At 74.4% G+C, this 23,874-nt stretch carries 20 protein-coding genes; 6 read left to right on the top strand and 14 right to left on the bottom strand.

Annotated elements, in window-relative coordinates; genetic code table 11:
* Positions 1 to 179: 179 nt before the first annotated feature.
* The 7 genes from mnhG to ABZS77_RS16995 all read right to left on the bottom strand — a co-directional run bounded on the left by mnhG (position 180) and on the right by ABZS77_RS16995 (position 6,771).
* Positions 180 to 539 carry a monovalent cation/H(+) antiporter subunit G gene (mnhG, locus tag ABZS77_RS17025; RefSeq protein ID WP_354823617.1) on the bottom strand — a complete coding sequence of 120 codons (360 nt, stop codon included), beginning with the start codon at positions 537 to 539 and terminating at the stop codon, positions 180 to 182.
* Complete coding sequence (locus ABZS77_RS17020) at positions 539 to 802, bottom strand: monovalent cation/H+ antiporter complex subunit F (protein ID WP_354823503.1); 264 nt, start codon at positions 800 to 802, stop codon at positions 539 to 541. The genes mnhG and ABZS77_RS17020 overlap by 1 nt, the downstream gene beginning before the upstream one ends.
* On the bottom strand, positions 799 to 1,416 hold the full coding sequence (locus ABZS77_RS17015) for a Na+/H+ antiporter subunit E (RefSeq protein ID WP_354823501.1): 618 nt from the start codon (positions 1,414 to 1,416) through the stop codon (positions 799 to 801). Before ABZS77_RS17015 ends, ABZS77_RS17020 begins: the two co-directional genes overlap by 4 nt.
* Positions 1,413 to 2,918, bottom strand: a complete 1,506-nt coding sequence (locus ABZS77_RS17010; RefSeq protein WP_354823499.1) for a Na+/H+ antiporter subunit D — start codon at positions 2,916 to 2,918, stop codon at positions 1,413 to 1,415. The genes ABZS77_RS17015 and ABZS77_RS17010 overlap by 4 nt, the downstream gene beginning before the upstream one ends.
* Positions 2,918 to 3,397, bottom strand: a complete 480-nt coding sequence (locus ABZS77_RS17005; protein ID WP_354823497.1) for a Na(+)/H(+) antiporter subunit C — start codon at positions 3,395 to 3,397, stop codon at positions 2,918 to 2,920. The genes ABZS77_RS17010 and ABZS77_RS17005 overlap by 1 nt, the downstream gene beginning before the upstream one ends.
* Entirely contained in the window at positions 3,394 to 6,231 is a 2,838-nt protein-coding gene (locus tag ABZS77_RS17000; protein ID WP_354823495.1) for a Na+/H+ antiporter subunit A, read from the bottom strand. Before ABZS77_RS17000 ends, ABZS77_RS17005 begins: the two co-directional genes overlap by 4 nt.
* Positions 6,232 to 6,384: 153 nt before the next feature.
* Entirely contained in the window at positions 6,385 to 6,771 is a 387-nt protein-coding gene (locus tag ABZS77_RS16995) for a hypothetical protein (RefSeq protein WP_354823493.1), read from the bottom strand.
* Between the two features lie 178 nt (positions 6,772 to 6,949).
* Here ABZS77_RS16995 and ABZS77_RS16990 point away from each other — a divergent pair, with 178 nt between their 5' ends.
* Positions 6,950 to 11,617, top strand: coding sequence for an ATP-dependent helicase (locus tag ABZS77_RS16990; protein WP_354823491.1), 4,668 nt, complete (start codon positions 6,950 to 6,952; stop codon positions 11,615 to 11,617).
* Positions 11,618 to 11,809: 192 nt separating this feature from the next.
* Here ABZS77_RS16990 and ABZS77_RS16985 read toward each other — a convergent pair whose 3' ends face one another.
* The gene (locus ABZS77_RS16985) at positions 11,810 to 12,412 is read right to left on the bottom strand and encodes a hypothetical protein (protein WP_354823489.1); all 603 of its coding nucleotides are present in this window, start codon (positions 12,410 to 12,412) and stop codon (positions 11,810 to 11,812) included.
* Between the two features lie 146 nt (positions 12,413 to 12,558).
* Here ABZS77_RS16985 and ABZS77_RS16980 point away from each other — a divergent pair, with 146 nt between their 5' ends.
* From ABZS77_RS16980 to ABZS77_RS16970, 3 genes are read left to right on the top strand one after another with little or no spacing between them, the layout of a single operon-like run.
* Entirely contained in the window at positions 12,559 to 13,056 is a 498-nt protein-coding gene (locus ABZS77_RS16980; RefSeq protein WP_354823487.1) for a GNAT family N-acetyltransferase, read from the top strand.
* Positions 13,057 to 13,065: 9 nt separating this feature from the next.
* Positions 13,066 to 13,860 carry an SAM-dependent chlorinase/fluorinase gene (locus ABZS77_RS16975; RefSeq protein ID WP_354823485.1) on the top strand — a complete coding sequence of 265 codons (795 nt, stop codon included), beginning with the start codon at positions 13,066 to 13,068 and terminating at the stop codon, positions 13,858 to 13,860.
* 25 nt (positions 13,861 to 13,885) lie between these two features.
* Positions 13,886 to 14,128 (top strand): CPCC family cysteine-rich protein, encoded by a 243-nt coding sequence (locus tag ABZS77_RS16970; protein WP_225854764.1) that lies wholly within the window; start codon positions 13,886 to 13,888, stop codon positions 14,126 to 14,128.
* Between the two features lie 26 nt (positions 14,129 to 14,154).
* Here ABZS77_RS16970 and ABZS77_RS16965 read toward each other — a convergent pair whose 3' ends face one another.
* Positions 14,155 to 15,420, bottom strand: coding sequence for a hypothetical protein (locus ABZS77_RS16965; protein WP_354823483.1), 1,266 nt, complete (start codon positions 15,418 to 15,420; stop codon positions 14,155 to 14,157).
* A gap of 109 nt (positions 15,421 to 15,529) precedes the next feature.
* Between ABZS77_RS16965 and ABZS77_RS16960 the strand changes: the two genes are divergently transcribed.
* Complete coding sequence (locus ABZS77_RS16960; RefSeq protein ID WP_354823481.1) at positions 15,530 to 16,339, top strand: DNA-formamidopyrimidine glycosylase family protein; 810 nt, start codon at positions 15,530 to 15,532, stop codon at positions 16,337 to 16,339.
* Positions 16,340 to 16,502: 163 nt separating this feature from the next.
* A complete protein-coding gene (locus ABZS77_RS16955) occupies positions 16,503 to 20,150 on the top strand; it encodes a hypothetical protein (protein WP_354823479.1) in 3,648 nt (1,215 codons plus the stop codon).
* 16 nt (positions 20,151 to 20,166) lie between these two features.
* On the opposite strand, the gene ABZS77_RS16950 is transcribed toward ABZS77_RS16955, so the two are convergent.
* From ABZS77_RS16950 to pgsA, 5 genes are all read right to left on the bottom strand, one after another.
* On the bottom strand, positions 20,167 to 20,946 hold the full coding sequence (locus ABZS77_RS16950) for a hypothetical protein (RefSeq protein ID WP_354823477.1): 780 nt from the start codon (positions 20,944 to 20,946) through the stop codon (positions 20,167 to 20,169).
* A 22-nt stretch (positions 20,947 to 20,968) separates the two neighbouring features.
* On the bottom strand, positions 20,969 to 21,832 hold the full coding sequence (locus ABZS77_RS16945; RefSeq protein WP_354823475.1) for a PspA/IM30 family protein: 864 nt from the start codon (positions 21,830 to 21,832) through the stop codon (positions 20,969 to 20,971).
* Positions 21,833 to 22,033: 201 nt separating this feature from the next.
* A complete protein-coding gene (locus tag ABZS77_RS16940; protein ID WP_354823473.1) occupies positions 22,034 to 22,492 on the bottom strand; it encodes a helix-turn-helix transcriptional regulator in 459 nt (152 codons plus the stop codon).
* A 152-nt stretch (positions 22,493 to 22,644) separates the two neighbouring features.
* The gene (locus ABZS77_RS16935) at positions 22,645 to 23,184 is read right to left on the bottom strand and encodes a CinA family protein (RefSeq protein WP_354823471.1); all 540 of its coding nucleotides are present in this window, start codon (positions 23,182 to 23,184) and stop codon (positions 22,645 to 22,647) included.
* A 90-nt stretch (positions 23,185 to 23,274) separates the two neighbouring features.
* On the bottom strand, positions 23,275 to 23,865 hold the full coding sequence (pgsA, locus tag ABZS77_RS16930) for a CDP-diacylglycerol--glycerol-3-phosphate 3-phosphatidyltransferase (RefSeq protein ID WP_354823469.1): 591 nt from the start codon (positions 23,863 to 23,865) through the stop codon (positions 23,275 to 23,277).
* Positions 23,866 to 23,874: the final 9 nt, after the last annotated feature.

Below are 23,874 nucleotides of genomic sequence, written 5' to 3'. Positions count from 1 at the left end.
GGTCGCTCAGGGCTCCCGGGGTCGTCGGAACGGGAATATGCCGGGCACGACCCGGCTGGCTACTGCTGCCCTCCTGGGCAGAAGAGTCGATCATGCCGTCATTTTATCGGCCCTGGCTGGGACTCCGCTGAGGGTGGGCCGAAGGTATCCGATCGTCCGTTTCACCCGCGCTCGCGCCGTCAGGCCGGCCCCGTCGAACCCCCGCCGGAGCCCCGCCCGGCCAGGTCGTCGGCGTCGAGCAGATCCCGGTCCAGCCGGCCGGACCGGTACGCGGCCCGGCCGATCATCTGCGCCGCGACCGGGGCGGTGGCCAGCTGGAAGACGGCCACCAGCACGATCATGCCGACGTCCGCCATCGACCGCAGCCGCAGGGCGATGCCGAGCAGCAGCAGGAGCACGCCGAGCACCTGCGGCTTCGTGGCCGCGTGCATCCGGGACAGCGCGTCCGGGAAGCGCAGCACGCCGATCGCGGCGGCCAGGCCGAGCAGCCCGCCGGCGACCAGGCAGGCGGCCCCGAGCCAGTCCGCGACCGCGGTGATCACGCCGGCTCCCGTACGGCGAAGCGGACCAGCGACACCGAGCCGACGAACCCCAGCAGGGAGAGCACCACGAGCACCGGCAACGTGGTGGCGTGCCGGTTGATCGCCGCCTCCGCGCCCACCGCGGCGATCATGGTGGCGAGCAGCATGTCCGCGGCGATCACCCGGTCCAGCAGCGACGGGCCCCGGTAGAGCCGGGCGAGCGCCAGCAGCGCGGTCACCGACAGCAGCGCGGTGAGGACGACGGCCAGGACTGTGATCACGGGGAGGTTCCCTTCTCGGCGGGGCGGTTCTCGACGCGGCGCAGTTCGGCGGCGGAGCCGATCGCCCGGACGATCCGCCGCTCGAGGTCGAGGGTGCGTTCCCGGGCGGTGACCAGGTCGGCCGGCCCGTGGGTGTCCAGCACGTGCAGGTAGAGCGTCGCGGACGCCCGGTCCACGTCGATGATCAGCGTGCCGGGCACCAGCGAGACCGCCTCCGCGGTGAGCGCCATGTTCAGGTCCGTACACACCCGCAGCTGGACCGCGATGATCGCGCCGCGCGGACGGTAGCCGGGTTGCACGGCGATCCGGGCGATGTGCAGGCTCGCGCTGACCAGCTCGACGACGAAGCGGCCGGCGAACACCAGCAGCGCCCGGAGCCGCAGCCGGCCGCCGAAGGTGACCGCCGGCAGCGGGAAGAACACCAGCACCGCGCTGCCCACCAGCAGGCCGCTCACCAGGTTCGCCCAGCTGATCCGACCCCACAGCAGGTTCCAGACCAGCACCAGCCAGCCGAGCGCCACCGCCTGGTCCCGCCACCGCCCGAACCGTCCCCGCCGGGACGCGGACTGCTCGCCGGCGGCCTCCCGTTCGCCGTCCCCCCGCGGCCCGGTCACGGCACACCGTCCGGTAGGACCGCCCGCACGTACGGCGTACGCGACAGCAGGTCGGTGGCGGCGTCGGTGGTGACGTCGAACAGCGGTCCGGCCAGCACGGTCAGCGCCAGACCGAACGCGACCAGGGCGACGGTGGCCCCGATCATCAGTCCGGGCAGGTGGACGACGGGTTCGCCGGTGGCCAGCCGGGGTGACCGCCAGAAGGCGATGTTCCACACCCGGGAGGCGACGTAGAGGGTGAGCAGGCTGGTCACCGTGCCGGCGCCGACCAGCGCGAGGGGCAGCGCGCCGCCGGCCGCCACACCGGCCTGGAGCAGCCCGAGCTTGCCGAGGAAGCCGGAGAACGGGGGCACCCCCGCGAGGTTCATCGCCGGGACGAAGAACAGCACGCCGAGCAGCGGCGCCATCCGGGCCAGTCCACCGATGCGACGCAGGTCGGTGCTGCCGGCCCGCTCCTCGACCAGCCCGGCGACCAGGAACAGCGTGGTCTGGATGGTGATGTGGTGCACCACGTAGAAGATCGCGCCGGAGAGCCCGGCGGCGGTGCTCAACGCCACCCCGAAGATCATGTAGCCGATGTGGCTGACCAGGGTGAACGAGAACAGTCGCTTCAGATCCGACTGGGCCACCGCGCCGAGGATGCCGACCAGCATGGTCAACCCCGCGACCACCATCAGCAGACCGTCGACCTGCCCGCCCGGGAAGAGCAGCGTCTCGGTGCGGATGATCGCGTAGACGCCCACCTTGGTGAGCAGCCCGGCGAACACGGCGGTGACCGGGGCCGGCGCGGTCGGGTAGCTGTCCGGCAGCCAGGCCGACAGCGGGAAGACCGCAGCCTTGATCGCGAACGCGAGCAGCAGCATCAGTTGCAGGGTCAGCCGCACGCTGTCCGGCAGCGCGTCCAGGCGCTGGGCGAGCTGCGCCAGGTTGAGCGTGCCGGTGGCCGCGTACACCAGCCCCACGGCGGTCAGGAAGATCATCGAGGAGAGGATGCTGACCACCACGTACGTCGACCCGGTCCGGATCCGGGTCTCCGTACCGCCCAGCGTGATCAGCACGAAGCTGGCCACCAGCAGGATCTCGAACCCGACGAACAGGTTGAACAGGTCCCCGGCGAGGAACGCGGTGGTGACGCCGGCGGTGAGCACCAGGTACGTCGGGTGGAAGATGACCACCGGCGTGGTCTCGCTGGTCTCGCTGCGGCCCTGGCCGATCGAGTACAGCAGCACGCAGAGGGTGACCGCCGAGGAGACCACCAGCATCAGCGCCGCGAGCTGATCGGCGACCAGCACGATGCCCACCGGCGCCGGCCACCCGCCGATCACCATCACCACCGGCCCGTACCGGTACGCCTGCACGAGCAGCACCACCGCGACGACGAACGTGCCGGCCAGGCAGAGCACGCTGACCCCGCGCTGGATCCGGGGTCGGGTGGACAGCAGCAGGGTCAGCGCCGCGCCGAGCAACGGCACCACCACCGGTAGCGGCAGGAGCGTACCCATCAGGCCTCCTCCCCACGCCGCAGCCGGCGGCGGGCGGGTTCGGGATCCACCTGCTCCGGGTCGTCGTCCGGGCCCTCCCCGCCGAGGTCGGCGGCGCCCACCTCGTTACGCCCGGCCCGGCGGATGATCTGCCGGTCCTCCAGGTCGTCGGGCACCTCGTCGTCACCGGTCAGATACCAGCTGCGGTACGCGACGGCGAGCAGGAACGCGGTCAATCCGAACGTGATCACGATCGCGGTCAGCACCATGGCCTGCGGCAACGGGTCGCTCATGTCGTCCACCGGGCCGGTGCCGACGATCGGGGCCCCACCGGCCCGTCCGCCCAGCAGGATCAGCAGGTTGACCCCGTTGCCGAGCAGGATCACGCCGAGCAGGATCCGGGTCATGCTGCGTTCCAGCAGCAGGATCACCCCGCAGCCGACCAGCACGGCGACCACGAGCACGAGCATCAGCGTGGGGCCAGCGCCTTCGTCGGTCATCCGCGCTCCCCCTTGTCGACGGCCAGCCCGCCCGAGGCGGTCCCGCTCGCCTCGATGTGCCGGTCCACCTCGGCACCGAGGCTGCGCAGGATGTCCAGCACCAGCCCGACCACGACCAGGTACACGCCGATGTCGAAGAAGAGCGACGTGACCAGGTGCGCCTCGCCGATCAGCGGCAACGACTGGTTGATCTCGGCGCTCTCCAGCACCTGCCCGCCGACCAGCAGGGCCACCACCCCGGAGCCCACCGACACGGCCAGCCCCGCGCCGAGGACCAGGCCGGCGCCGATCGGGGCCGCCTCGGTCAGCTCGTACCGGCCGCCGGCGAGGTACCGCACCACCAGGGCGAGACCGGCCACCAGGCCACCGGCGAAACCGCCGCCCGGCGCGTTGTGCCCGGAGAAGAGCAGGAAGAGCGAGAACAGCACCACGGTGTGGAAGATCAGCCGGATGACCACCTCCAGCACGATCGAGCGGCGCTCCTCGTACAGGGTCGGCCCGCCGCGCAGCCACACCGGACGGCCGGGTCTGTTGACCCGCCGGTCCGACTCCGGCCGACGCGGTCGCGGGCCGGTACGGGACCGCTCGAAGATCAGGCTGGCGACCCCGGTCGCGGCCACCACCAGCACCGCGATCTCACCCATGGTGTCCCAGGCCCGGATGTCGACAAGGGTCACGTTCACCACGTTGCGGCCGTACCCGTGCGTCACCGCCAGGTCCGGGAAGGCCGCGGAGATGTCCGGCGCGCGGCGGGAGCTGGCCGCGACGAGGGCCAGCCCGGCCGCCACCACGCCCACCGCCACCCCGACCACCCGGCGGGTCCACCGGCTGCGGCGCAGTGGCCGGGCCGAGAACCGCTCCGGCAGACGTCGCAGCACCAGCACGAAGACGGCGATCGTCGCGGTCTCCACCAGGAACTGGGTGAGCGCCAGGTCGGGCGCGCCGTGCAGGACGAACAGCATGGCCGTGCCGTAGCCGGTCATCCCCACCAGCAGCATCGCGGTGAGCCGGCGGCGGGCGCCGACCGCGAGCACCGCCGCCACCGCGATCACCACGACGACCACCGGTTGCAGCGGGGTGTCCCAGAGCGGGATCCGCGTCCGCCACGGGCTGGCGGCGACCATCGCCCCACCGGGCAGCAGCACCAGGGTGACCAGGATGATGCCCAGGTACTGCGGCAGGGAGCCGCGCTGCGTCGCCCCGGTCACCTCGATGGCCAGCCGGTCGAACCGGCCCACGATCCACTCGTACCCCTGGTTGCCGCTCATCGGCGAGCGGAGCCGGGCCAGCACCGGGGCCAGCGGCCCCCGCACGGCGAAGAGCAGGCCGCCGCCGACGAGGGCGAGCACGGACAGGCCGAGCGCCGGGGTCACGCCGGGCCAGAGCGCCAGGTGCGCGTCGACCCCGCCGAGCAGATCGGCGTACGGGCGCAGCAGTTCGTCGAGCACGCCGGCGGCGGGGCCGGCGAGCAGCCCGACGCCGGCCAGCACGGCCGGCGGCGCCAGCATCGGGCCGGCGATCCGCCGGTCCGGCGCGACCGGGTCCACGCCGGGGCGGTCGCTGAACGCGCCCCACACGAAACGGATGCTGTACGCCACGGTGAGCGCCGTCCCGGCCACGAAGCCGGCGAGCAGGAGCGGCTGGTGCGGGAATGCCGCGAACACCGCCTCCTTGGCCACGAAGCCGACGAGTGGCGGCACACCGGCCATCGACGCGGCGGCCAGTACGGCGATCACGACAAGCGGCCGGGACCAGTGCCGCACGCCGGACAACTCGCGCAGGTCACGGGTGCCCGCGCCGTGGTCGATGATGCCGACCACCAGGAACAGCGACGCCTTGAACAGCGCGTGCGCCAACAGCATCGCCACGCCGGCCAGGGCGGCGTCCGGGGTGCCGGTGCCGGTAACGGCGACCAGCAGACCGAGCTGGCTGACGGTGCCGTACGCCAGCAACAGCTTCAGGTCGGTCTGCCGCAGCGCCGCCCAGCCGCCGAGCAGCATGGTGGCCAGCCCGGCGACCTGCACCACGGGCCGCCACGGCCCGACGGTGGCGAGCGCCGGCGCGAGCAGCCCGAGCAGGTAGACACCGGCCTTGACCATGGCGGCTGCGTGCAGGTACGCGCTGACCGGGGTGGGCGCCGCCATCGCCACCGGCAGCCAGGAGTTGAACGGCAGCACCGCCGACTTGGACAGCGCGCCGGCCAGGATCAGCAGCACCGCCGTGATCAGGTAACCGCCGCCGGGCAGCGGGTGGGTGGAGATCTCCGACCAACGGTAGGTGCCGGCGTGTTCACCCAGCAGGATGAACCCGACGAGCATGGCCAGCCCACCGAGCGTGGTGACGGTCAGCGCCTGTGCCGCCGCCCACCGGCTGGACCGCCGCTCGGTGCTGTGCCCGATCAGCAGGTACGAGAAGATCGTGGTCAGTTCCCAACCGACGAAGAGCAGCAGCAGGTCGTCGGCGAAGACCAGCAGGAGCATGGCGCCGGCGAACGCGACCAGCACGGCGGCGAACTGCGTCAGCCCGGCCGACCCGGACTCGAAGTAGCGGGCACTGTAGACCAGCACCAGCGCGCCGACGCCGCCGATCAGCAGGGTCATCAGCCAGGACAGCGTGGTGAGCCGCAGCGCGATGTCGAGGCCCAGCTGCCCGATCCACGGGTACGTCTCGACCACCGCCCCGCCGTGGTCGACGGCCGGGGTGCGGGCCACCGCCCAGCAGAACGCGGCGGCCGGCGCCAGTGCCAACGGGTAGCACGCGCGGGCACCCCACCATCGGACCAGCAGCGGCGCCGCGAGGGCCGCCACGAGGTGGAGGATGAGTAGTACCAGCACCCGTGCTCCCGGTCGAGGTGGCCGACGCCCGTACAGCGGTGAGGCCTAGCAGCGATCAGACGCCAGTTCCGCGCCCGTCGGGCCGTTTTGCCGGAATTCGTCCGCTGCTCACCCGAAGGTGCCTGGGGCGTGAGGTGGCCTCGACGTGCCGGATCAGCGCAGCAGCGCGTCGCCGACGGGCCGGGCGTCGTCCCGGGCGGGACGGCCTCGGTGCAGCTCGGCGAGCAGGTCGGCCCGGCCGAGCTGGCGGACGACCTTGTCGACAACCCGCTCGGCGGCGGTCAGCGACCGCACCGAGAGCAGCCGGCCGCGGCTCTCGCGGCGCAGCACGAAGTAGTGCACGGCGACGCGGACCTGACCCCGGTCGGCGGCGCTGGCCTGGGCGGTGGAGAGGACCAGCTCCCGCAGGCAGCGGGCGAGGCGCTCGGCGAGCTCCAGCTCCGGCCCGTGCAGACCGCCGCGGAGCGTGGCCAGGTGGCTGTCGACCTTGCGGATGAGCACGTCGGTGCCGGGTGCGACGGTGCGCTGCTCGCCGGCCATCCGATCCCTCCCCACCCGCTCGCGTTGCGAGTGAAGTTACTTTATGTTGCTCCTCACTAGCAAGCAGTTAAGTGAGACTTAACGTATTAAGCGCGCATCCCGCGTGTATGCCGTGCAGGCGGACACATCTCGCCCCGGACCGTTCGTGGTTGTCGTACCGGCGGGGCACGATGGAGCGGTGAGCGGGGCAGATGGAGATACGGGCGGGGCGCTCGACGGGTTCGGCCCGGCCACCCGCGCCTGGTTCGACGCCGCGTTCGCCGCGCCCACCGCCGCCCAGGCCGGCGCCTGGCGTTCCGTCGCCGCCGGCCGCAACGCCCTCGTCGTGGCACCCACCGGCTCCGGCAAGACGCTCGCGGCGTTCCTCTGGTCACTGGACAAGCTGTCCCGCGAGCCGGCTCCCGCCGAGGCCCGGCAGCGGTGCCGGGTGCTCTACGTCAGCCCGCTCAAGGCCCTCGCCGTCGACGTGGAACGCAACCTGCGCGCCCCGCTTGCCGGCATCCGGCAGGCGGCGACCCGGCTGGGCGTCACCCCGCCCGACATCACCGTCGGCATGCGCACCGGCGACACCCCGGCCGACGAGCGACGGGCCTTCGCCCGCACCCCACCGGACATCCTCATCACCACGCCCGAGTCGCTGTTCCTGCTGCTCACCTCCGCGGCCAGGGACTCGCTGCGCGGCGTCCAGACCGTGATCGTCGACGAGGTGCACGCGGTCGCCGGCAGCAAACGCGGCGCCCACCTCGCCCTCTCGCTGGAACGCCTCGACGAGCTGCTGCCCGCCCCGGCGCAGCGGATCGGGCTCTCCGCCACCGTCCGACCGATCGACGCCTGCGCCCGATTCCTCGGCGGCGCCCGCCCGGTCGACGTCGTGCAGCCGGCCACACCCAAGACCATCGAGGTCAGCGTCGAGGTGCCGGTGGAGGACATGACCCGCCTCGACGAGCAGGAGCAGCCACCCGAGGACGACCTCGGCGGCCCCGGGCCACGTCGGGCATCGATCTGGCCGGCCGTGGAGGAACGCGTCTTCACCCTCATCGGCCAGCACCGCTCCACGATCGTCTTCACCAACTCCCGGCGCAGCGCCGAGCGCCTCTGCGCGCGGCTCAACGAGCTGGCCGCCGAGGAGGTGGCCGCCGCCTCGGCCGGTGACGCTGCCGGCGTACCGGACGGGGTGCCGCCTGCCGACGACCCGGCGGGTGACGGCGGCCCGGCCTCCGACGCGCAGCGGTGGGGCGGCCCCGCCGGTCCGCTGCGCAACCGGCCGCCCGCCGAGGTGATGGCGCAGTCCGGCGCGGCGGCCGGCGCGGTGCCGGTGATCGCGCGCGCCCACCACGGCAGCGTGTCCCGCGAGGAGCGCAAGCACATCGAGGAGGCGCTCAAGTCCGGCCAGCTCCCGGCCGTGGTGGCCACGTCCAGCCTGGAGCTGGGCATCGACATGGGTGCGGTCGACCTGGTGGTGCAGATCGAGGCGCCGCCGAGCGTCGCCGCCGGGCTGCAACGCGTCGGCCGGGCCGGTCACCAGGTGGGCGCGGTCTCCCGAGGGGTGGTCTTCCCCAAGCACCGCGGCGACCTGCTGTCCTGCGCGGTGGTCGCCGAACGGATGACCGACGGCGCGATCGAGGAGCTGCACTACCCGCGCAACCCACTCGACGTGCTCGCCCAGCAGATCGTGGCCATGGTGGCGTTGGAGCCGTGGCGGGTCGGCGACGTGGCGGCGCTGGTCCGCCGGGCCGCGCCCTTCAACGAGCTGCCCGACTCGGCGCTGCACGCCGTGCTGGACATGCTCTCCGGCCGCTACCCGTCCACCGCGTTCGCCGAGCTGCGTCCCCGGCTGGTCTGGGACCGGGCCACCGACCTGCTCACCGGCCGCCCCGGCGCGCAGCGGCTCGCCGTGACCAGCGGCGGCACGATTCCCGACCGGGGCCTGTTCGGGGTGTTCCTGGCCGGAGCCGAGCGGGCCGCGCGGGTCGGCGAACTGGACGAGGAGATGGTCTACGAGTCGCGGGTCGGCGACGTCTTCCTGCTCGGCTCGTCGTCGTGGCGCATCGAGGAGATCACCCCCGACCGGGTGCTCGTGTCGCCGGCCCCCGGGCAGGCCGCGCGGATGCCGTTCTGGAAGGGCGACCAGCTGGGCCGCCCGGTGGAGCTGGGGCGGGCCATCGGCGCCCGGGTGCGCGGCCTGCTGCGGCAGAGCGACGAGGCGGCGCTTGCCGCGCTGCGCGCCGGCGGGCTGGACGACTGGGCCGCCGGCAACCTCATGGCGTACCTGCGCGACCAGCGGGAGGCCACCCGTTCGCTGCCCGACGACCGCACCGTCGTGGTCGAGCGGTTCCGTGACGAGCTGGGCGACTGGCGGCTCGCCGTGCACAGCGTCCTCGGCGCGCGGGTCAACGGCCCCTGGGCTCTCGCGGTGGGCCGCCGGCTCGCCGAGCGGTACGGGGTGGACGCCCAGGTGATGCCCTCCGACGACGGCATCGTGGTGCGCCTGCCGGACACCGCCGACGAGCCGCCCGGCGCCGACGTGGTGGTCTTCGAGCCCGACGAGATCACCCAGCTGGTGGAGGAGTCGGTGGGCACCTCCGCGCTGTTCGCCGCCCGTTTCCGCGAGTGCGCCGCCCGGTCACTGCTGCTGCCCCGCCGCGACCCGCGCCGCCGCCAGCCGCTGTGGCAGCAGCGCCAACGTGCCGCGCAACTGCTCGACGTGGCCCGGGAGTACGCGGACTTCCCGGTCACCCTGGAGGCCGCCCGGGAGTGCCTCCAGGACGTCTTCGACCAGCCGGCGCTGGCCGGGCTGATGCGCGACCTGGCCACCCGCAAGGTCCGGCTGGTCGAGGTGGAGACCAGCGCGCCGTCCCCGTTCGCGCGCTCACTGCTCTTCGGCTACGTGGGCGCGTTCCTCTACGAGGGCGACGCCCCGCTCGCCGAACGCCGCGCCGCCGCGCTGGCCCTGGACTCCACGCTCCTGGGCGAGCTGCTCGGTCGGGTCGACCTGCGCGAGCTGCTCGACCCGGCGGTGCTCACCGAGACCGACCGGCAGCTGCGCTGGCTGACCGAGCAGCGCCGTCCCCGCGACGCGGAGGACGTGGTCGAGCTGCTGCGGGTGCTCGGCGACCTGAGCGACGCCGAGCTGACCGAGCGGGGTGTGCCCGAGACCTGGCTGACCGAGCTGGAGGCCACCCGCCGGGCACTGCGGGTCCGGATCGCCGGCGAGCAGCGCTGGGTGGGCGTCGAGGACGCCGCCCGGCTGCGCGACGCGCTCGGCGTGGCACTGCCGGTCGGGGTGGCCGAGGCGTACCTCGCCCCGGTGGCCGACCCGCTGGGCGACCTGGTGGCCCGGTACGCCCGCACCCACGGCCCGTTCGCCGCGGCGAGCTGCGCGGCACGCTTCGGGCTCGGCGTGTTCGTCGTCGAGCAGGCGCTGCGCCGCCTCGCCGCCACCGGCCGGGTGGTCTCCGGTGAGTTCACCCCGGACTCGACAGGCGCCCAGTGGTGCGACGCCGAGGTGCTGCGGATGCTGCGCCGCCGTTCGCTCGCCGCGCTGCGCCGCGAGATCGAGCCGGTGCCACCCCGCGCGCTTGCCGCCTTCCTGCCCCGCTGGCAGCAGGTCGGCTCGTCCTCCCGGGGCGTGGAGGCGCTGGCCGCCACCGTGGAGCAGTTGCAGGGCGCGGCGGTGCCGGCGTCCGCCCTGGAACGGCTGGTGCTGCCCGGTCGGGTCGCCGACTACTCCCCCGCCCAACTCGACGAGCTGTGCGCCAGCGGGGAGGTGCTGTGGGCCGGGTCCGGGGCGATCTCCGGCGGGGACGGCTGGGTCACCCTGGCGTACGCCGACGCGGCGCCGCTGCTGCTCCCGCCACCCGACGACGCGCTGACCCGTACGCCACTCCACGACGCGGTGCTCGACGCGCTCGGCGACGGGCAGGCGCTGTTCTTCCGGCCGTTGGCCGACCGGGTCGGCTCGACCGACGACGCGGCGCTCACCGGCGTCATCTGGGACCTGGTCTGGGCCGGTCACCTCACCAACGACACTCTCGCCCCGCTGCGCGCGGTGCTCGGCGCGGGCGGCGCGCACCGGTCCCGACCATCGGCGCCACGTACCCGCTACCGCCGACCCGGTCGGGTGGCGCTGCCCACCCGGGGTGGCCCGCCGACGGTCGCCGGGCGCTGGTCGCGCCTGCCGGAGCGGGACGTCGACCCGACGCGCCGCGCCGCCGCCCTCGCCGACGTGCTGCTGGAACGGCACGGGGTGGTCACCCGTGGCGCGGTCATGGCCGAACAGGTGGTCGGCGGGTTCTCGGCGGTCTACCCGGTGCTGTCGGCGCTCGAGGAGCGCGGCGCGGCACGACGGGGGTACTTCGTCGAGGGGCTCGGCGCGGCGCAGTTCGCGGTGCCCGGCGCGGTGGACCGGCTGCGCGCCCTCGCCGAGCCGGCCGACGGTGGCCGGGGCCGGGGCACCCCGGCGACGGTGCTCGCCGCCACCGACCCGGCCAACCCGTACGGCGCGGCGCTGCCCTGGCCGGAGCGGGTGGTCGACTCCGGTGACGGGGCCGCACCGGCGACCGGGCACCGGGCCGGCCGCAAGGCGGGGGCTCTCGTGGTGCAGGTCGGCGGCGACCTGGTTCTCTACGTCGAACGCGGCGGCCGGACGCTGCTCTCGTTCACCGACGACGCGGACACGCTCGCGGCGGCCGGCAAGGCCCTCGCCGACGCCGTGCACTCAGGTGCGTTGGGGGCCATGTCGGTGGAGCGGGCAGACGGCGAGGGCGTGCACTCCTCGCCGCTGCGCGACGCGCTGACCGCCGCCGGTTTCCGGGCCACCCCGCGTGGCCTGCGCCTTCGGGGCTGACCGCCGCGCCACCCTTCCCGAGCGCCGCGCCGGGCGGTCACCGCACCCGACCGCCGCGCCCACCAATGACCGCCGCGCGGTCACCGCTCCCGACCCAGGCTGGCGCGCATGGTGGCGCCCGCTCGTATACCTCAGAGTCATAAATATTCCGCACAGGTATACGGCTCATCGGCGCGCATGCTCGGCCGGATCTCAGCCGAGGTTGTTGAGGACCTTCTCGTAGCGGGGCCGGTCGGCGGCCGGGGTCCTCGCCTCCAGGTAGTTGAGCACCACCGCACCGCGTCGGTACGACTGGCCGCCCCACGTCGCGGCGATGTCGCTGGCGCTCGTCTCGTCGGGGAACACGTACACCGTGACGGCGTCGGTGGCGACGATCTCGGAACAGCCCAGGCCGAGCCCGTCCGGTCCGCAGTCGACGGACCGGTCCCTCGGGTGCGGCACCGTGAGGCCGGCGGCCCGGAAAGCACTCACCACCTGGTTGGCGCCCGGGGCCCCGGCCGGCCGCTGCGGCAGCACCACAGGCGGCGGGCTGGCCGGCCGGCGCTGGGTGGGCCCCTGCGGAGGGACGGACGGCGGGACCGACCGCGGTGCAGGCGGTGGTGCGGCACCGGCGGGGCTGGACGGGACCGCCGAGGGAGTCGACGCGTCAGGTGAACCGGTGGCCGCCGGGGCCGAGACAGAGACGCCGGGGGCCGCGCTCGACGGGTCGGCGTCGTCGTCCCCGCCGCCGCAACCGGCGGCGACGGCGGCGACGACCAGCAGGACCCCGACGGCGGGCAGGCTCCGAAGTGTCACGGGCGCCAGTCTGCCCAACCGTGCCCGGCGGCGGGAGGGGCCTGTCGGTCACCACGCTGTCCCATATCCGCCAGCCGGCGGACGCAGCCGCTGGCCGCTACGCTCCAGGGCCGGTGGGCGGACGCGGGCGAGGGGGCGGGCGGGGCGTGGACGGGTTCGAGGTGCGGCCGGCGCGACCCGCCGACCGGGCGGCTGTCGACGCGTTGCACGCACGCGAGTGGGGCGGCCCGTACGTGGTCGCCCACGGCACCCGGCACGACGTGCGTACCCTGCCGACCCTGGTGGCGGTCGACGGCGAAGCGGCGGTGGCCGGCGCGTTGACCTACCACGTCGACGGGGACGGCCTGGAGGTTGTCACCGTCGTGGCGGCAGTCCCCGGCGCCGGGGCCGGCACCGCCCTGCTGGCGGCGGCGACGTCGATCGCGGCCGAGGCGGGCCTGGCCCGGGTGTGGCTGGTCACCTCGAACGACAACCTGGGGGCGCTGCGCTTCTACCAGCGGCGCGGCATGCGGCTGGTGCGCGTGGATCAGGGCGGGGTGGACCGCGCCCGCCAGCTCAAACCGGAGATCCCGCTGGTGGGCGAGCACGGCATACCGCTGCACGACGAACTGGTCCTGGAACGGCGCACCGGGTCCGGGCGCTAGCCTGCGGACATGTCCGTCTGGATCTCACTGACCACCGACTACGGCCTCTCCGACGGTTTCGTGGCCGCCTGCCACGGGGTGATCGCCCGGATCGCGCCGGTGGCCCGGGTCATCGACGTGACCCACCTGGTGCCACCGGCGGACGTGCGGCGGGGCGCGGCGGTGCTGGCGCAGACCGTGCCGTACCTGCCGGTGGGTGTGCACATGGCGGTGGTCGACCCGGGCGTGGGCACCGCCCGGCGGGGCGTCGCGCTGGCCACCCCGAACGGGCTGCTGGTCGGTCCGGACAACGGGCTGCTGCCGGACGCCGCCGCCGCGCTCGGCGGGGTCACCGCCGCGGTGGAGCTGACCGAGCCGCGCCGGCAGGCCGCCCGGGTGTCCAGCACCTTCCACGGGCGGGACGTCTTCGCGCCGGTGGCGGCCCGGCTGGCGCTCGGCGCGGCACTGGACGAGGTGGGTACGCCGATCGACCCGGCCGGCCTGGTCCGGCTGCCGGTGCCGACGCTGACCTCGGACGACGACGGGTTCACCGCCGAGGTGTCGACGGTGGACCACTTCGGCAACGTCCAGCTGGCCGCGCCGGCGCACCTGCTCGACCCCCTGCCGGCGGCGCTGCGCGTCGGCCCGCCGGGTCGGACGCCGGCCCACCGGGCCGTCCGGGGGCGCACCTTCGGCGACGCCCCGGCGGGCGGCCTGGTGGTGTACGTCGACTCGGCCGATCTGGTCGCCGTCGCCGTCAACGGCGGGCGGGCGGTGGACCTCCTGCGGGTGGCCCCGGGTGACGTCCTACGGGTTTCCCGCTGATATTCGACTGTGGAATGCTGCCCCGGTGGGTGAACACGTGGTTCCGGTGGGTTGTCCGTGCTGTGCGTCCCGAACCGGCGGGGGGACCTGCCCGGTCTGTTTCTGGACCGACGACGGTCAGACCGACGCCGACGCGGACGCCGTCCGGGGCGGCCCGAACGGCGACCTGAGCCTCTCGCACGCCCGGCTCAACTACGCCGTCTACGGTGCCAGCCACCCGCGCTACCAGGACATGGTGCGCCCCGCCCGCCCCGACGAGCGCCCCTGACGGCGCCCGACGGGGCTTGGCACCGGTCAGCAGACCGGCACGCTGCCGCCGTACACGCCTGAGATGTACGCGTGGCTGACGTACTGGCCGGTGGTCAGCCGGTTCCAGCGGGTGGTGGTGCGGTAGGGGCCGGCCACCGACTGGCCGGTGACGTAGCACTGGATCGGCACGTTGGCGAACCGGGCGGCGAGACCACGAACCGGGTACGACGTGCTGGCGCCGGTGCGGATGTTCAGGGGCCCGTCACCGACCACGCCGCGCGGTCCCCCACCGGTCCACAGGTAGGCGACGTCCACCCAGGCGTTCGTGGTCAGCTTCAGGCCGTCCCAGAAGGTGCCGTCGGCCAGGTCGATGCCGGCCGGGTTGAGCACGGTACGCCCGAACTGGTCCCGCCCGCCGTTGTAGCCGGACTGGTAGGCGGCCTGCGCCTCGGGTCGGCCCTGCGGCAGGTTCTTCCAGTTCTCCCGTACGGCCGACGGGTTCCAGTAGTCGTCGCGGGTGTTCCACGGCCCGACGTCCCAGACGGGGGCGTACTCGCAGCGCGAGCCCGTGGTGGTGCAGACCCGCACGGTGTAGTCCCCGGTGTTCAGGGGGGACAGGCCGCGCCGCGACGGCAGCGCCGCGAAGTGGTCCCGGGGCTGCACGGTGCGGCCGTTGGCGGTCAGCTCGCCGACCAGGCCGATGCGGGTGGCGTACACCCGGTAGGTGAGGCCGGGCGTGGCCGCCGAGGCGGCGGCGGTCGCGTCGGCGGTGAGGCGGACGGCGCGGACCGTCGCGGTGGTGCCACCGGCGGGCGCGGTGAGCACGACGCGGCTCTGCACCCGGCTCACCGGGCGGTCGAAGACCGCGCCGGTGGTGGCGGCCCGCCACTCGCTCCAGCCGTTGAGCCGCCATCCACGGACCTGGGCCTCGACTGTGGCGCCGGCCGGCACGTCGGCGGTGACCTGGGCACGGACCCGGGTGGCCGGCCGGGCCAGGGTGCGGGGAACGCTCAGCAGCATCCCTTCGGCGAGGGCGCTGTGCGCGCCGCGGGGGCCGCGTCCGGTGGGCCGGGCGTCGCGTAACCGCAGCCCGGCGGTGGTACGGCGGACGTTGACGTCGTCGCGGTCGACGACTGACAGGTCGGCGTCCCACCGTTCACCGCCGGATGCGGCGGCGGTGAGGGTGAGCGGGTTCCCGGTGGAGGGGGTTCGCGGGATTCCGCTGGTGGCGGGTAGGAGAGTGGCGGTGAGGGCGAGGGTGAGGGTGGCGACGAGGGCGAGAGGACGGATACGACATTGCGGCCGTGACATAGGCATTCTCCTCAGAACTCCCTGACCCTCGCATGTCGGGAGATCATGAGGAACCTGACTACAAATAGCGACACATGCGAATACTGCTCGAACGAGGGAGGATGGTGGGGTGCCCGAAGGCGACACCGTCTGGAACACCGCGCGCGTGCTGCACCGCGCGCTGGCCGACGCACGGCTCACCGGCAGCGACTTCCGGGTGCCGCAGCTGGCGACCACCGACCTCACCGGCTGGACGGTCCGCGAGTCGGCGAGCCGGGGCAAGCATCTGCTGCTGCGCCTCGCCGCCCCGGACGCGGCGCCCTGGACCCTGCACTCCCACCTGCGGATGGACGGCGCGTGGCGGGCGTACGCGCCAGGCGAACGGTGGAACGGCCGGCCGGCGCACCTGATCCGGGTGGTGCTGCGCAGCCCCGGCGCGGTGGCGGTCGGCTACCACCTGCACGAGCTGGCGCTGGTGCCGACCCCCGAGGAGGACGCCCTGGTGGGTCACCTCGGCCCGGACCTGCTCGGCCCGGACTGGGACCCGGCCGAGGCGGTCCGGCGGCTCGGCGCCGACCCGGACCGGACCATCGGCGAGGCCCTGCTCGACCAGCGCGCGCTGGCCGGCGTGGGCAACCTCTACAAGTGCGAGGTGCTGTTCCTGCGCGGCGTGTCCCCGTGGACGCCGGTCGGCGCGGTGCCCGACCTCACCGGCCTGGTGACCCTCGCGCAGCGACTCCTCGCCGCCAACCGGGGCCGGTGGACGCAGAGCAGCACCGGTTCGCTGCACCGGGGCCAGACCAGCTACGTGTACGGCCGCCGCGCGCAACCCTGCCGCCGCTGCGGCACCGCAATCCGCAAGCAGGAGCTGGGCGAACGCGTCACCTACTGGTGTCCGGTCTGCCAGCCGGAGCGGTCGGACGCCCCACCGGCCGGCTGACCACCCCCGCGTCGATCGAGGTCGGCCCAGATACGGACGATTGGGTAATTCCTATCTGGCCGTTCGCGTCGCATGCTGCGGTTGAGTGCTCACCGACCGTCAGCAGAGCATCGGGGTCGCCACGCCGGGGTGGCGGGCCTCGTGCCCCGACCCGGGGAGAGTCATGGCGATCTTCCGCAGACTCCGCTCCACCTTCTTCGAGCGCACCACCCGCGACGGCCACGTCAACGGCCGGACGGCGTCCGTGGTGCCGGCCGCGCGGGCCGCCGAGCGGGTCGCGGGGACGACCGACGAGGTCGCCCCGACCACCAGCCTGGACCCGGCCGCCGTGCCGCGCAGTTTCGGCCCGGTGCCGAACTTCGCGTACAGCCCCCGGCCGGCACGGGACGCCGACGGGCTTCTGGTGCCCGGCACCGGGCTGCGCAAGTTCGTCGACGCTCTCCCCACCCCCGGCCAGGTGGGCGGCAACGGGCTCGGCGCGTACCTGCCGGTGGCCGTCCCCGACACGATCAGCTATCCGGGCTGCGACTACTACGAGATCGGCCTCCAGGAGTACGCGCAACGCCTGCACCGGGACCTGCCCGCCACCCGGCTGCGTGGCTACCGGCAGCTCAACCTCGGCACCGACGCGTCGGGGCACAACACCGTCGCGCCACCGGAGCGACCCTGGCACCTCGGCCCGATGATCCTCGCCCGGCGGGGCCGGCCGGTCCGGGTGAAGTTCATCAACCAGCTCCCCAGCGGCCGGGCCGGCGAGTTGTTCCTCCCGGTCGACGACACGGTCGCCGGGGCCGGCCTCGGCCCGTTGGACGGTCCGGCGCCGTACCCGCAGAACCGGGCCGTGCTGCACCTCGCCGGCGCTCGGACCGGCTGGACCAGCGCCGGCAACCCCGGGCAGTGGATCACCCCGGCCGGGGAGATCACCCCGTACCCGACCGGCACCGGCCTGGCCCACGTGCCGGACATGCCCCCACCGGGGGCCGGCGCCACGACGCTCTACTACCCGAACGAGCAGAGCGGCCGGCTCCTGTGGTTCCACGACAACACCCACGGCCTGGCCCGCCTCACCGTCTACGGTGGACAGCTCGCGCTCTACCTGCTGACCGACCCGGCCGAGGACGAGCTGGTGGCCGACCAGGTGCTGCCGGCGGACCAACTGCCGCTGGTCATCGAGGACAAGACGTTCGTGCCGGACGACACCCAGCTCGCCGCAGAGGACCCGACCTGGGACCGGGAACGCTGGGGCGCCCGGGGCAGCCTCTGGCACCCCCACGTCTACCAGCCTCGACAGGACCCGTACCGCCCCGGTGGACGCAACCCGACCGGGCGGTGGGACTACGGACCGTGGTCCGGCGACCCGGCCCCGGGCGGCGTCGGGACCGCGGCGTCGTCGGCCGGGCCGGTGCCCAATCCGCACCACGACCCGGTGGGCGCGCCGGACGAGCCACCCCTCACTCCCGGCGTGCCGCACCCGTCCGCGGTGCCCGAGGCGTACGGCGACACCCCGCTGGTCAACGGCGTCGCCTACCCGTACCTGGAGGTGCGGCCCCGCGCGTACCGGTTCCGGATCCTCAACGCCTGCCTGGACCGCAGCCTCAACCTCCAGCTCTACCGGGCCTGCTCGGACGGGCCGATGTGGACGGCTGACGGCGTCCTGGCCGACGCCGAGGCGGGCGAGGTGCCGATGGTGCCCGCCCTGCGGGCGGCGGACCGCCCGGCGGGCTGGCCGACCGACGGGCGGGACGGCGGGGTGCCGGACCCCCGCGCCGCCGGGCCGGCGTTCGTCCAGATCGGCAACGAGGCCGGCCTGCTGCCCGCCCCTGTGGTGCTGGCGAACCGGCCGGTCGGCTACCGCTACGACCGGCTCGACCCGACCGTGCTGAACGTCGACGGGCACACCCTGCTGCTCGCGCCCGGCGAACGGGCCGACGTGCTCGTCGACTTCTCCGCCGTGCCGCCGGGCAGCACGCTGATCCTGTACAACGACGCGCCCGCACCGCTGCCCGGCTTCGACCCGCGCTACGACCAGCACGGCGACGCCCCCGACCGGACGGCCGAGGGTGGCCCGCCCCCCACCGAGCCCGGGTACGGCCCGAACACCCGCACCCTGCTCCAGTTCCGGGTCACCGGAGACGCGGAGCCGCCGTACGACCTGGCCCGGCTGCGCGACCGGCTCCCCGCGGCGTACGCGGCCAGCCAGCGCCCGCCGATCGTGCCGCAGCCCGCGTACGACGCGGCGTTCGGCACCCGGACGGCACGGGAGACGACGGTGCCGGTGCACGCCGGCACGGTGACCTTCACTCCGGCGGGCGGCGCCGGCCCGGTGACCCTGCCGGTCGAGGTCAAGGCCGCGCAGCAGGTCTTCGAGCCGGACCATGGTCGGCTGGCCGGCCGCCTCGGCGTCGGGCACCCGCACGCCGGGCCGTTGACCCCGGTGACCCTCCCCCTGGGCCCGACCGACCCGGTGACCGAGGTGCTGTTCGCCGCCGACCCGGCCGTGCCGCTGGGCTCGCCGACCGACGGCACCCAGATCTGGCGGATCACCGGCAACGTCCGACAGACCGAGCCGCTCTGCTTCGGCGGCTGCGACGTGCAGGTGGTCAACCGGGTCGGCTGGGACGGCACGCTGCGCGCTCCGCACGGCACCGAGCTGGGCTGGAAGGACATCGTGCGGGTCAACCCCCGCGAGGACGTGGTGGTGGCGCTGCGACCGGTCGCACCGACGCTGCCGTTCAAGCTGGGTGACAGCGTGCGGCTGCTCGACCCGGGCCGCCCGGCCGGTGCCCGGACCGGCGCGACACCTGTCAGCCCCGCCGACGGGCGACCCGCCGTGGTGGTGAACCAACTCGTCAACTTGGGGTGGGAGTACCGCTGGCACAGTCAGCGCGCCGCCCACCGCGACCTGGGGATGAGCCGGCCGTTGGTGCTGCGGGTCGCGCCGAGGTCGCCGACCGGGCTGACCGCCACACCGGTCCCCGGCTCGGCGACCGCGCTGCCGGCGATCGCGTTGGCCTGGACCGGCAACGGGGGCCGCCCGCCCGCCACCAGCCACGTACTGCAGCGGGCCACCGACGCGACCTTCGACGGCGAGGTCACCACCATCACCGTCGCGGCGACCGCCACCCGCTACACCGACGCGACTGTCACCCCCGGGGTGACGTACCACTACCGGATCCGGGCGGAGAACGCGGTCAGCTACTCGTCCTGGTCGAACAGCGTGCCCGCCTCGGTGCACCTGCCCGCCCCGGCCGGCGTGGTCGCCGCGATCCTTCCGGCCGCTCCGCTGCGGGTGGCGCTGCGCTGGACGAACCGGTCCTTCGCCACAGGCATCGACGTGCAACGCGCCACCAATCCGACGTTCAGCAGCGGCCCCGGTACCACGGCGATCGGGGTCGGCAACCACCACCTGGACGTCGCGGTCGCGCCGGACACCACCTACTACTACCGGGTCCGGACCACCTACCTGGGCGCCGCGTCGGCCTGGTCGACGGTCGCCACCGCGCGCACCCCACCCGCCCCGAGCACCCCGGGCGGGTTCAACGCCACCGTGAGCGCGCCGGACCCGGACACGGCGACCGTGGTACTGGGCTGGACGGCGGACACCAGCGTCGGCTCAGGATCCGGGTTCGTCGTGCAGCGGGCACTGGACCCGGCGTTCGACCGGGAGGTCGCGACCTTCACGGTGACCGGTCGCGGCTTCACCAACACGGGGCTGAGCCGGGGCGTGACCTACCACTACCGGGTCCGGTCGTTCACCGTCGTGGGCAGTTCGGCGTACACCGGCCCGGTCTCCGTGACGACGCCACCGTGACCGATCGGCGGGCGCGTCAGCGGGTTGGCGTGCGCAGCGGAATGGTCCGCAGCTCGGCGAGCGCCGAGGCCACGCCGTGCAGCAGGTCGGTGGCGTCGGAGAGCTGGTCGGCGGCCGGGTGGGCGGCCTGCGGCCGGGCGTCCTCGGCCAGGTAGCCGGCGGCAGCCACGACGAGCCGTTCGTATGCCGCCACACCGCTCTCCAGCTGGGCGGCGAGCGTGCCGTGCGCCTCGGCCAGCGGCGGGCGCGCGTCGGTCGGGGCGAGCCGCAGGGCGCGTTCGACGCTCGCCACCCGGGCGGCCAGGTCGCGCAGCGAACGGTCGGCGGCGGCGGCTTCCAGCACGGCCGGCTCGGCCAGCCCGGTGAGTCGCGGCGCCATCCCGGCCAGCGTGAGCGCCGCCCGGTCGAGGCGGGCCCACTGCGTCCCGGCGCTGGTGCCTCGCAACGCCACCCGGGAGCGGACCCGGCGGACCTCGGCCAGCACACCGTGGCCGACCGGCAGCCGCTCGACGGCCGCCACCAGTCGCGCCCGGGACCGGGCCGCGGCCTCGGCCGGGTCCAACGCCGGGGGCGCCGGCCGGGCGGCCAGCGCCCGCAGGTCGACCCACCGCCAGGCGGCGAGGGCCACCGCGCTGCCCGCCGCGCCGGCCCAGGCCGCGTCGGGCAGACCGAGGCCGGCGTACGGGGTCAGCACCGCGGCGGCGCCACCGAGCCCACCGGCCAGCACGCTCCACCGTCGGGCGGACCGGCGGAGCCGATCCAGCCGGCGGAAGTACCGGGTTCGGTCGTCTGCCACCTGACCTCCTCGGATGAGACGTTCAGCTGGCGGCGGTCGGGTCGCTGGTGCCGCGTTCGCGGGCCATGCTGGCGCGCAGCTCGTCCAGGCGGGCCGCGGCGGCGGGGTCGGTCGCCTTCTCGGCCTGCGGCACGGCGGGTCGCTGCGCCGCTCCGCCGAGCTGTTCCCCGGCCATGCTGGACCGGATCTGCTCCAGCCGGGCCGAGCCGGCCGAGTCGATGGTCGCCTTCTGGATCTCCAGCATGCGGCCCTCGACCGAGTTGCCGGCCAGTTCGGCGCGGCCCATCGCGTTGGCGTACCGACGTTCGATGCGGTCCCGTACCTCGTCCAGCGACGGGGTGTTGCCGGGCGCGGTGAGCGACGACATCGACTCCAGCGAACGGGCCACCGTCTCCTGCATCTTGGCCTGCTCCAGCTGGCTGAGCAGCTTGGTGCGCTCGGCGAGCTTCTGCTGGAGGATCATCGAGTTGTTCTCGACCGCCCGGCGGGCCTGCGCGGCGGCGCCCAACGCCTGGTCGTGCAGGGTCTTGAGATCCTCGGTGGCCTGCTCGGCGGAGACCAGCTGGGTGGCGAGGGTCTGCGCGGACTGCTCGAACCGCCCGGCCTCGGCCTCGTCACCCTTGGCCCGGGCCTGGTCGGCCAGCACGAGAGCCTGCCGGGCGTTGCCCTGGAGGCGCTCGACCTCGGACATCTGGCGGGAGAGCTTCATCTCCAGCTGGCGCTGGTTGCCGATCACGGCGGCGGCCTGCTGGACCAGCGCCTGGTGCTGACGCTGAGCGTCCTCGATGGCCTGCTGGATCTGCACCTTGGGATCGGCGTGTTCGTCGATCTTGGCACCGAAGAGTGCCATCAGATAGTTCCAACCCTTGACGAACGGGTTCGCCATCTCCGCGGTATCCCCTCAGTAGCGTCACTCCACCGCGGTCGGGACCGGACGGGCCGGCCGACCGCGACCCCGGCCGGTCTCCATCGTCCCAGCCGAACGCCAGTCCGGCATCCGTACCGGGCGGTCGACGGCACCGGCAGCTCCTGAGGGCAACCCTACGCGGCTCGGGCCGAGTCGCCCACGGTCAGCCGTGAGGACGGCTCAGGCGGCGCAGACCACGTCCCGATCGCGCTCGGTGGGGCGGACCCGGGTGCTGCGCAAGGTGGCCTTGAGCGGCGACTCGTGGCGGACCGAGACGGCGACCTTGCCGTCGGAGGTGACCTGACGCACACCCCGGTTGGTGCTCTTGCGGACGGCGGTCGCCGCGCCGACGGGCGCGGCCTCGGCCGGCTCGTCCTGCATGTCGACGAGCACCCCGGGCATCTGCTCGGCGAGCGCCACGGTGTCGCTCACCTCGCGCAGCAACTCGGACAGGCGGGCGCCGAGGGCGTCACAGATCGCGGCCAGCAGCTCGCTGGACGGCTCCTTGTGCCCCCGCTCGATCTCGGAGAGGTAGCCGAGGCTGACGTTCGCCGCGGTGGACACCTCGCGCAGGGTGCGGTGCTGCCCCTGCCGGCGCGCCCGCAGTGCGTCACCGATTACCCGGCGTAGCAGGACCATCGCACCTCCCCCTGAGGGATACTTCTCGCTCGGCGTCGGGCAGCCGGCCGCGGCGGACCGCGCCGGCTCCGAGCGCCGGAGCCTTCCCGCAACCGTACCCGCTGCGGGCCCGTGCGACATCCCGCCCCGCCCGTCGGATGAGCCGCGACGGCTCACCGGCTTCCGGCCCCGGCCGCGTCCCGGGTGGCCTCGGCGGCGTGGATCCGCTCGGTGAGCAGCCGCAACGCCTCGATCACCGCCGCCGACCGGATGCGGTCCCGTCCGCCGTCCAGATCGAGTTCGCGGACCTCACTCCCGTTCGGGCCGGCCACCGCGACGTAGACCAGGCCGACCGGCTTGTCGTCCTGCGGCTCCGGACCGGCCACCCCGGTGGTGGCGATCCCCCAGTCGGCGCCGCAGCGCTGCCGGCCGCCCTCGGCGAGCGCCGCTGCGACCTCCGGGTCCACCGGACCCCGCTCGTCGAGCAGCCCGGTCGGTACGCCGGCCAGCGTGGCCTTCAGCTCGGTGGCGTAGACGACCAGCCCGCCCCGGTAGATCCCGCTGACCCCGGCGATCTCCACGATCGACGCGGCCAGCAGCCCGCCCGTGAGCGACTCGACGGTGGCCAGCGTCTCGTGCCGTTGCGACAGGCTGTGCACGGCACCCGCCGCCGGGCTGCCCACCGGCCGCTCGGAATCCTGCTCCCTCTGCATCGAACCGTCCTTCCCCACTCGTCGCCGCCCAACCCTCCCGCTCCGACGCGTCGATCATGGGCCGACCGCCCGACGCGCCGCCCGCGCGGGTCAGCGGGGACGGCGCAGCCGGAGCGCCTGGACGATGTAGTCGAAGCCCGTCACGACCGTCACCAGCACGGCGGCGGCCATGATCCAGGGACCGACGACGGCGAGGGCCGCCGGCATCGGCCAGAGGTACCAGGCGATGGCGAGGATCTGGAGCGCAGTCTTGATCTTGCCGCCGCGGCTGGCGGCGATCACGCCGTGCCGGATCACCCAGAACCGCAGCCCGGTGATGCCCACCTCGCGGACGAGGATCAGCGCCGTCACCCACCACGGCAGGCGGTCGTACCAGGAGAGCAGCACCAGGGCCGCGCCGGTGAGCGCCTTGTCGGCGATCGGGTCGGCCACCTTGCCGACCGAGGTGACCAGCGCGAACCGGCGGGCGATCCAGCCGTCCACCAGATCCGTCGCCGAGGCCACCGCGAAGATCAGGCAGGCGGCCATCCGCCAGCCGGAATGGGTCATCCCCGACGCGATCACCGAAGCGGCGAAGACCGGCACCAGCACCAGCCGCAGGGCGGTCAGCGCGTTCGCCGCGTTGACGACGGGCACCACGGCCACCACCCGGCCCGGCGTCGACCCGGTCGCCCCCGTCACCGCCGCACT

The sequence above is a fragment of the Micromonospora sp. NPDC005298 genome (assembly GCF_040607375.1).
In the GTDB taxonomy this organism is placed as follows: Bacteria; Actinomycetota; Actinomycetes; order Mycobacteriales; family Micromonosporaceae; genus Micromonospora.
The sequence above is the reverse complement of the archived record's forward strand: the minus strand, read 5'-3'. Positions and strand labels throughout refer to the sequence as shown.